Origin of the sequence: Microcoleus asticus IPMA8 (genome assembly GCF_013179805.1) — a bacterium.
Classification (GTDB): Bacteria; Cyanobacteriota; Cyanobacteriia; order Cyanobacteriales; family Microcoleaceae; genus Microcoleus; species Microcoleus asticus.
Genome location: NZ_SRRZ01000021.1, coordinates 70,331 through 77,926, shown reverse-complemented (window position 1 = coordinate 77,926; position 7,596 = coordinate 70,331). Strand labels below are relative to the sequence as shown.

Genomic DNA, 7,596 nt, shown 5'->3' with positions numbered 1-7,596 from the left:
GCTTGGTGATGTAGAGTGCAATTTAGGAACGGCTAACTGTCGTGGAGTGAAAGAACCTTGGGCCGTACTGACAAATACACCCTTATCACTACAAACATTCCAACTATATGGCAAAAGATTTGGCGGAATTGAACCTCGATTTAAAGATTATAAGTCTGGCACGTTTGATATCTTACGGTCGAAAATTAGGAACGCTCAAGCTTTGAGTAATTTATTAATGATGATAGAAATTGCTGAAATATTAGCAATTAGATTGGGATTGAGAGTGATAGAAACAAGCTCCAGAAGTAAGATAGATTGGCATGGTGAAAGAGGTTTAAGCCTTTTACAGCTTGGTATCAGAGCTATGAAAAGTTTAGGTCATCAAGCTCGTTTAATTCCACTTCTCACGCCCATTCCTTGGGTGAAAATTCCTCCCGCTTGTGCTTCTCTCAAAAAACTAGCGAAGTTAGAGCGGCGGATTGAATTTTCTAAAGTTATGTCATTTTCTTCTTAACAAAAATAGTTTTCTGCACCACTAAGCCAAAAAAGACGAACCTACCGGATGGCGAGTCAACCTGATTAATAAAGAAGTTGTTGGCCAGCGAAATTCTCTGGCTTTTGATAAGAATATTTCCCACGAAAACCAACAAATTAGCCTCAAAGGTTTTGCCCAACCGCTGCGGATTGATGACAGCTACGCTTTGGGTTTACAAATTCGCGTTCCCGAAAAAGTTGACGGCAATAAAACATCGGCTGTCGATGTTAGCATCTTCAAGGAATTTAATCCCGATAACTGCTTGCTGCCGGATTTTGTGCAAAGCTATTTCGGTCAAACTCTGCTGCTTACCGCTTGGCTGAGTGTAGAACAAAATCAAGCGGCGCGGGAAGATTCGCAGTTTCTGAAAAAATTAGCGCAACAGTGTCTAGAAAAATTTATTTCCGGTCAAAATCTGCCGAGTTTTTACCGTCAAGGCCAGTTGTTCGGTAGCCCGATTTTAGAATACGGCAATCCGAGTCTGCAAGATACCGACTGCCACGTTATCGTCTGGTTTTTCAACAGTTCTGCAACTGATGAAATCTGGGATGAGACGCGGTACAGCGATTTTATGGATTTGTTTTTGTACCGAAATAAGATTCTTCGCGCTTATCACGACAGCCGCAAGCTTTACGCCGTGACTCGCGAGGAATACAAACAAATTGAACTGGATATTGACAATACTTTTAAGTATTTGCAGCGAGATAAAGCTCAGCAGAAGCAATCGAAAGGTGCGGGTTTAAAGGAGGAAGAATTAAAATATCTGGAAACTCAGATGATTGAGATGCCGCCTCGGGCTGTGAAGTATGCCCGAATGCTGATTGATTTGGAGTTTCGCCAAAATACGATCGCCATTAACGCCCAAAATTACCAAGATCAATTAAATAAAATAAGTCTTGACATCAAAGCAGCTAAAAAGTATAATGATAGTGATACCGATTTAAGTTTCCTCGAAACATTCACCAAAGAAACTTGCCCGCAGTTTCAAAGGCAGATTCAAGCAGATTTAGGCTATTTCAAACACGGTTCCGGCTTGCTAGACCAAGCAACCGAGGCAATTAGAGCTATTGTGGCGATCGAAGAAGCTTATCGGGATGCCAAACTAGAGGTAACAATTCAAGCTGTCGGTTTTGGTTTGGGAGTAGCCGGGGTAGTGGCTGGCAGTTCTCCTTATTTAATTAAACAAGACCCGCCGAATCAGATGATTGCTTTGCCTTTCCTGAAGGTGGGAATTAATTCTTTTGCCTTCGTATTGTTGATTAGTATCGGTGCCGGGGCTCTAGTTTGGGGTGGGGTTTTGTTACTGGCCAATTGCAAGAATCTACTAGGTAAGTTCAAGAATCTACTAACTAGAACTAAACAGTTGCCACCGACATAATCCCGGTTCCGGGCGGGCAAATCACCCGCCCCAGAAAAAGATTAGCCTTAATATTGAGGAACAGACGAGTCTACTTCTTGACTCCAAGCAGTAATCCCGCCCTTAACATTAATTCCCTCAATTCCCGCTTCCTTCAAAATCCCCAAAGCCTTCGCAGAACGCCCGCCCATTTTGCAGTGTGCAATCAAGCGGTGGCCGTTCAACAATTCCTTGACCTTGGCGACACCTTCGCCGTGTTCGATATCCGGCAAAGGAACCAAAACCGACCCAGGAATTTGAGCAATTTGATACTCGTTGGGATTGCGAACATCTAACAATACAAAATCCTTCGCACCGCTGTCGATTAACTCCTTAAGTTCGGCGACAGTCATCTCAGAAATTTGCTGTTGTTCTTGCGCTTCCTGCGCTTTAGCTTGAGGAATGCCACAGAATTGTTCGTAATCGATTAACTTTTCAATTACCGGACGCACTGGATTAGGCCGCAGTTTCAATTGCCGGAACGTCATATCTAAGGCATTGTAAAGCAACAGTCTGCCGCTCAAAGTAGTGCCTTGACCCAAGATAATCTTGATAGCTTCCGTTGCTTGGATAGAACCGACAACTCCGCACAAAACGCCTAAAACGCCGCCTTCTGCACAAGAAGGAACCATCCCAGGAGGTGGGGGTTCCGGGTACAAATCGCGGTAATTCGGGCCGCCTTCGTAGTTGAAAACTGTTGCTTGCCCTTCAAATCGGAAGATGGAACCGTAGACGTTGGGCTTGTTTAAAAGCACGCAAACGTCGTTCATCAAATAGCGAGTCGGGAAGTTGTCCGTACCGTCGATGATGATATCGTAAGGAGTGGCAATGTCGATCGCATTTTCCGAACTAACGCGAGTTTCGTACAAATCAACTTGACAAAAAGGATTAATTTCTAAAATCCGATTTTTAGCCGACTCAATCTTCGGTTTCCCGACCCAAGAAGTGCCGTGAATTACCTGCCGCTGCAAATTGGAATGGTCAACAATATCAAAGTCTACAATCCCAATGCGGCCAACACCGGCGGCCGCTAAATAAAGCAGCAGCGGCGAACCGAGGCCTCCCGTACCGATGCAGAGAACGCTGGCAGCTTTGAGACGCTTCTGCCCTTCCAATCCAACTTCTGGGAGGATGAGGTGGCGAGAGTAGCGTTCGTATTCTTGTTTGTTGAGCTGGATCTCGTCCAGATTAGGATTTAGCATGATATTGTGTGTAGCGCAGATTTTGAATTATATCCTATCTGAATCTTTCGCATTTTTACGAGTTTGTTATTTTTACTAATTATTTCTTAATCTGAGTCGGTTCCCCTGCGATAATTTCCTCTGCTTGAAAGTTCCCCTCTCCGTCAAGACTCCAACTGCGGAGGTCTTCCCAACAGCCTTGTCGGACGGACACAATGATATAAGAGTATTGGGCCCAGGCCAATGTCCGATCGCACTCTGAGGGCACTGCGGGACAATCCGTGTGAGAATGATATATACCGATAATATCCAGAGTGCGATCGCGCCCGTGTTTCATCGCCCGCAACATATCTTCGGGTCTTATAGCATATCTGCGTCTTTCTGTCAATTCTTTTTGTTCCGGCCAATTCTGTTCAGCTTCCGCACTCCAAGCATTTTCAGTCGGCCAAACTTCTACTAAAGTTTTAACACCAGCAGTAACTCGACCGAGCAACAAACCGCAGCATTCTTCAGGATAAGCGCTTTCAGCGTGGGTGCGCATGGATAAAATGTGAGAGTCGGAAAGTGCGATCGGCTGCATAGGATTTTATTGTAGATTTTATTGTAGATTTTTTTGTAAAGTGCGATTCCCTGCGGGATAGCTACGCTTCACGGGCTTTTTTAATTGTGGAACAGGCATCTTGCCTGTTCAATACTGGCTTTTCTGGAGATGTCTATTGGTTTGACATTCCTGTAGCTGTTTGCAAAACAGTTCTATAAGCAATAACAGCTTCAGTCTGGTTAACATATCCTACATATTGACTCAATACAGAAAAGTCTAACTCAGGCAAAAATTCACTGCTCGAAATTAACTCATAACCAGACTCCCGCAAGTGGTAAATAGAAAATTGATCGTTAGCCCAAAACCAGACTTCAGGAACTTGCAAACCGCGATACACTTCTAGTTTGTCAACTCCACCGCTAGTTAGAGCAATTTCGATCGCAATATCCGGGATTTCTGCGAGTGCACCCAAGCAGTAACACTCATCCGGTTCCGCACCCCGTCTCACAGCTTCGCGGCGAAATGTAGCACTTCCGTAACCGTTGAGATTAATTAGCCTTTCAACCGCATAAGTTTCTATCAACCGGGCAATAATTGTTTTAAGCCTTTCGTGTTCTGGCGAAGTCGTCATGATGATTTCTAACGTTCCTTCCAAGTAGATCATCCTGAGAAATTCATCGACAAACATATCGGAAAGTTGCTCGTATTGCTCCCAAGTCACATCATATAGAATTATGCGCTGTTCAGTCGCTGGATCGAGAGTTTTTGGATCTAAAAGTAGCATAACTAATTACCTGCACTTAAGATATCTCAACGTTAGATTTTTTCGTTCTTTCTCAACTTCTTCTCTGTGTCTTCTGCGGTCTCTGCGGTTCGTTAAAAAAAAAGTTCCAATATAAATTTAACGAACCGCGAAGACGCTTATGACACAAAAGAAGAGAAGAGAAGGGGAAAAAGAGTTAATTCAATCAAGAAGGAGTTTGCTGCAACTCAGGCCGTTCATCTGGAACGATCGCACCTTCGACAGGACACACCTGCAAACAAATACCGCAGTCAATACAGGTATCAAAATCAATCCAAAACCAATCAGTACCCTTGACATTTTTGCCGGGGCCGGGGTTAATGCAAGCAACCGGACAAGCGCCGACGCAATCAGCAACTCCCTCGCAAATATTCGTAACGATAGTGTGCGCCATATTTCAATTTTGGATTTGGGATTGTAGATGAGAAATTAGCAATTGGTAATTAGGAATTACGTTTCAAACAGACCCTAATTTACCGTTTCAATAGTTGGCAATCCTTCGGCATTTACCCAAGCAATTTGAGCAATTCGTCGATCGCGCGCGTATTCCCGGGTCGCCTCCGCAGTCTCCCGACTCTCCAAATCTATTTCTACCCGAACTAGGTGAGTAGACTCTCGGAGTTTGCGAGCATAATCAAAGGCCGCCGCCCCAGCTTCAGGAGTTTGAGGCACAACCAACCATTCGCTAGCTGGTGTCTCCGTGGGCAATTGCCCCTCTGTCAGCAAAACTTGGTGCAAATCTTCAATATTCAGACAAAACCCGATGCCGGGGGAATTTTGCCCTTGGGGGTCGAACAGTCCCAACAGTTGGTCGTAGCGTCCCCCTTGTCCTAAAACTCGCTGTCCTGTCTTGCTGCTGCTGACAACTTCAAACACAATTCCAGTGTAGTAGTCAAATGTTTGAATTAAACTCAAATCGAGGTGAATTTGAGATTTGAGTTTGGGAATTTTTGATTGACATTGGTGCAGCAATTCGATCGCAGATTTGAGATTGTTTAACGCGGATTGCTGCGGCAAATCTAAATCCAGCTTGGCAACAATTGGCAACACCTCTTCTGGGCGACCGCGCAAGTCAAATAACAGCAGAGCTCTTTCTCGCAATTCGGTTGACAGCGGCAAAGTTTCCAAGGCAATTCGATCGAGATTGGCGATCGCCCCCCGAACTTTTTGGCGCACGTTTGGCGGAAACGGTTCTAGCAATGTTGCAGTCAAGCCCGCTTCTCCCAAAACCAAATGCCAGTCATCAATTCCCAAGCTCTGCAAGCACTCAGACAGCAGCAGCAGCACTTCCGCATCCGCAACCGTCCCCCCCGCGCCGAGCAGCTCTACCCCAGCTTGATAGAACTCCTGTTGCCCGCCTGAGCCAGTATCTGGGCCTTTGCGGAACACGTTAGCGTTGTAGTAGAGGCGCTGAGGCTGCCAGCGAGTCCCGGCCATCCGCATTGCAGCCGCGCGGGCGATCGATGCTGTCAATTCCGGCCGCAAACCCAGTTCTCCATCCTCGGCGTCTTGCAATTGAATCAGAGTCGATCGGTCGATCGCGCCCCCAGCCATTAAAGTCTCCAGCCTTTCTAGAGTTGAAGTAATAATCCGGTGATAGCCCCAGCGGTGAAAAACCTGCTGCAAGCGCCGTTCGATCGAAATTTTTTGAGCAACGTCAAGGGGCAATAAATCTCTTGCACCGGATGGGGGTTGGTGAACCATATCAATTTTAGATTTTAGACTTTAGATTTTAGATGGGGCTTAGAAGCTTAGCTTTATGGACGGTGTTAAAGTCTAACGAGGCCAGCTTAACATTCGACTTTAACAAATTAAGGTGTCATATCAATTTTAGATTTTAGATTTTAGATTTTAGATGGGGCTTAGAAGCTTAGCTTTAGGGGACGGTGTTAAAGTCGAAGAAGGCAAGCTTAACATTCGACTTTAACAAATTAAGGCGTCATATCGTTTTCGTTTGCATCGGAATAATCATTTTCTCCGTCAGTGCGATCGTCCCGTTCTTTCTGGAGCATCCGCGATCGCGGGACGATCGCACTGACGGTATAATTTTGAAGGCGATCCGATGTGCGATCGCCAACTCTGGATTCTTTTGAGCCAGATCGCTCCACTGCTCAGCTATTCAACACTTTCTAACTATTCCAAACTCACAATTCACAACTTCTCACTTCTTCTTCCCGCCAAACAAACTTGCAAAAAATCCTGGTTTCTCGTCACCTTTTTTGGCTTTTGCGGAAGCTTGTTCCAGCTTTTTCTTAACCTCCAAAGCCGTCGGTTCTTCAGGATTTGATGCCAAAGCTTTGTTCATCTCAAGTTTCGCCATTGTGGCTTGATTTTGTTCGAGGTAACACATTGCTAACATAGCGTGGGCTTGGCTGTGTTTCAGGTCGCGCTTCAGGGCTTCCCTCAACTCCAAACTTGCTTTAGCGTAATTTTTGCTGTCCATAAATCCTTGAGCTCGGCGGCAATAGGCTGCGGTCTGCGAGTCTGAGGGTTCGACTTTAGGCGGAGGAGGCGCCGCGGGAGTTGCGGTGGCTGGGGTTGCTGCTGCTGTTTTTTCTGTGCTAGTTGGGGTTGTGGCTTTTGCAGGTGAACCGGCTGCAACCCCACCACCGCCACCACCACCCATGCGCTCTTTTCGCAGCAGGTAAACCATGTTGAGTTCGCTAATTTGATCGATCGCCTGTTGCGTTTCCTCAACTGATTCGTACTGCTTGAGAGCGAGTTTGTTAACTGCTGTTTTGTAAGCTTCTTCCCAATTTTGAGCCGTAGCTAACTGTTTGGCTGCTGCGCTTTCGATTTGCATTTTCGCCTGTTCTTTAACGAGGCGCTTGCTGATGGTTGCTAATAGCAGGTTGTATTCTTTGCGATCGCTTTCCTTAGAGAATTTGTTGTAAGCCGGATTGACTACTTTTGATAAAAATTGGTTGGCCCAATCTTTATCGGCTGGGTCTTCAAAAGAGCAAGTATCCGAATGCAAGCGGCGGGCGATTTTCATGTAGCGCTTGCGGATGTCGTTAAACTCGGCGTCTAAGGGAATTCCCAAAATTGCGTGCTGATCAATAAAGTCATACTTGAACAGCCCTTTTGTCATTTCAAAAGACATAACTTTTACTCTTCCTTTCCTGGCTTTTCACTATCCTTTAATGTAGCTTGAGTCAA

At 45.5% G+C, this 7,596-nt stretch carries 8 protein-coding genes and 1 pseudogene; 2 read left to right on the top strand and 7 right to left on the bottom strand.

Annotation, left to right across the window (positions count from 1 at the left end; translation table 11 throughout):
• Positions 1-496 (top strand): annotated as a pseudogene (locus E5S67_RS08145) (IS4 family transposase); the annotation flags it as partial.
• A gap of 187 nt (positions 497-683) precedes the next feature.
• A complete protein-coding gene (locus tag E5S67_RS08140; RefSeq protein ID WP_172186562.1) occupies positions 684-1,895 on the top strand; it encodes a hypothetical protein in 1,212 nt (403 codons plus the stop codon).
• 47 nt (positions 1,896-1,942) lie between these two features.
• Here the strand turns inward: E5S67_RS08140 and moeB are convergent, their stop codons facing one another.
• From moeB to E5S67_RS08105, 7 genes are all read right to left on the bottom strand, one after another.
• Positions 1,943-3,115, bottom strand: coding sequence for a molybdopterin-synthase adenylyltransferase MoeB (gene moeB / locus E5S67_RS08135; protein WP_172186561.1), 1,173 nt, complete (start codon positions 3,113-3,115; stop codon positions 1,943-1,945).
• Between the two features lie 79 nt (positions 3,116-3,194).
• Positions 3,195-3,674, bottom strand: coding sequence for a M67 family metallopeptidase (locus E5S67_RS08130; protein ID WP_172186560.1), 480 nt, complete (start codon positions 3,672-3,674; stop codon positions 3,195-3,197).
• A 133-nt stretch (positions 3,675-3,807) separates the two neighbouring features.
• Positions 3,808-4,419, bottom strand: coding sequence for a Uma2 family endonuclease (locus E5S67_RS08125; protein WP_172186559.1), 612 nt, complete (start codon positions 4,417-4,419; stop codon positions 3,808-3,810).
• A gap of 184 nt (positions 4,420-4,603) precedes the next feature.
• Entirely contained in the window at positions 4,604-4,831 is a 228-nt protein-coding gene (locus E5S67_RS08120; RefSeq protein WP_172186558.1) for a ferredoxin family protein, read from the bottom strand.
• Positions 4,832-4,905: 74 nt separating this feature from the next.
• Positions 4,906-6,141 carry an ATP phosphoribosyltransferase regulatory subunit gene (locus tag E5S67_RS08115; RefSeq protein ID WP_172186557.1) on the bottom strand — a complete coding sequence of 412 codons (1,236 nt, stop codon included), beginning with the start codon at positions 6,139-6,141 and terminating at the stop codon, positions 4,906-4,908.
• 227 nt (positions 6,142-6,368) lie between these two features.
• On the bottom strand, positions 6,369-6,545 hold the full coding sequence (locus E5S67_RS08110; RefSeq protein ID WP_172186556.1) for a hypothetical protein: 177 nt from the start codon (positions 6,543-6,545) through the stop codon (positions 6,369-6,371).
• A gap of 53 nt (positions 6,546-6,598) precedes the next feature.
• Positions 6,599-7,540, bottom strand: coding sequence for a J domain-containing protein (locus tag E5S67_RS08105; protein WP_172186555.1), 942 nt, complete (start codon positions 7,538-7,540; stop codon positions 6,599-6,601).
• Positions 7,541-7,596 lie beyond the last annotated feature (56 nt).

Excerpts from the sequence above, each read along its gene's own strand:
- E5S67_RS08115 (WP_172186557.1), bottom strand. The coding sequence starts at position 6,141 with ATGGTTCACCAACCCCCATCCGGTGCAAGAGATTTATTGCCCCTTGAC.
- moeB (WP_172186561.1), bottom strand. The coding sequence starts at position 3,115 with ATGCTAAATCCTAATCTGGACGAGATCCAGCTCAACAAACAAGAATAC.
- E5S67_RS08105 (WP_172186555.1), bottom strand. The coding sequence starts at position 7,540 with ATGTCTTTTGAAATGACAAAAGGGCTGTTCAAGTATGACTTTATTGAT.
- E5S67_RS08120 (WP_172186558.1), bottom strand. The coding sequence starts at position 4,831 with ATGGCGCACACTATCGTTACGAATATTTGCGAGGGAGTTGCTGATTGC.
- E5S67_RS08130 (WP_172186560.1), bottom strand. The coding sequence starts at position 3,674 with ATGCAGCCGATCGCACTTTCCGACTCTCACATTTTATCCATGCGCACC.
- E5S67_RS08125 (WP_172186559.1), bottom strand. The coding sequence starts at position 4,419 with ATGCTACTTTTAGATCCAAAAACTCTCGATCCAGCGACTGAACAGCGC.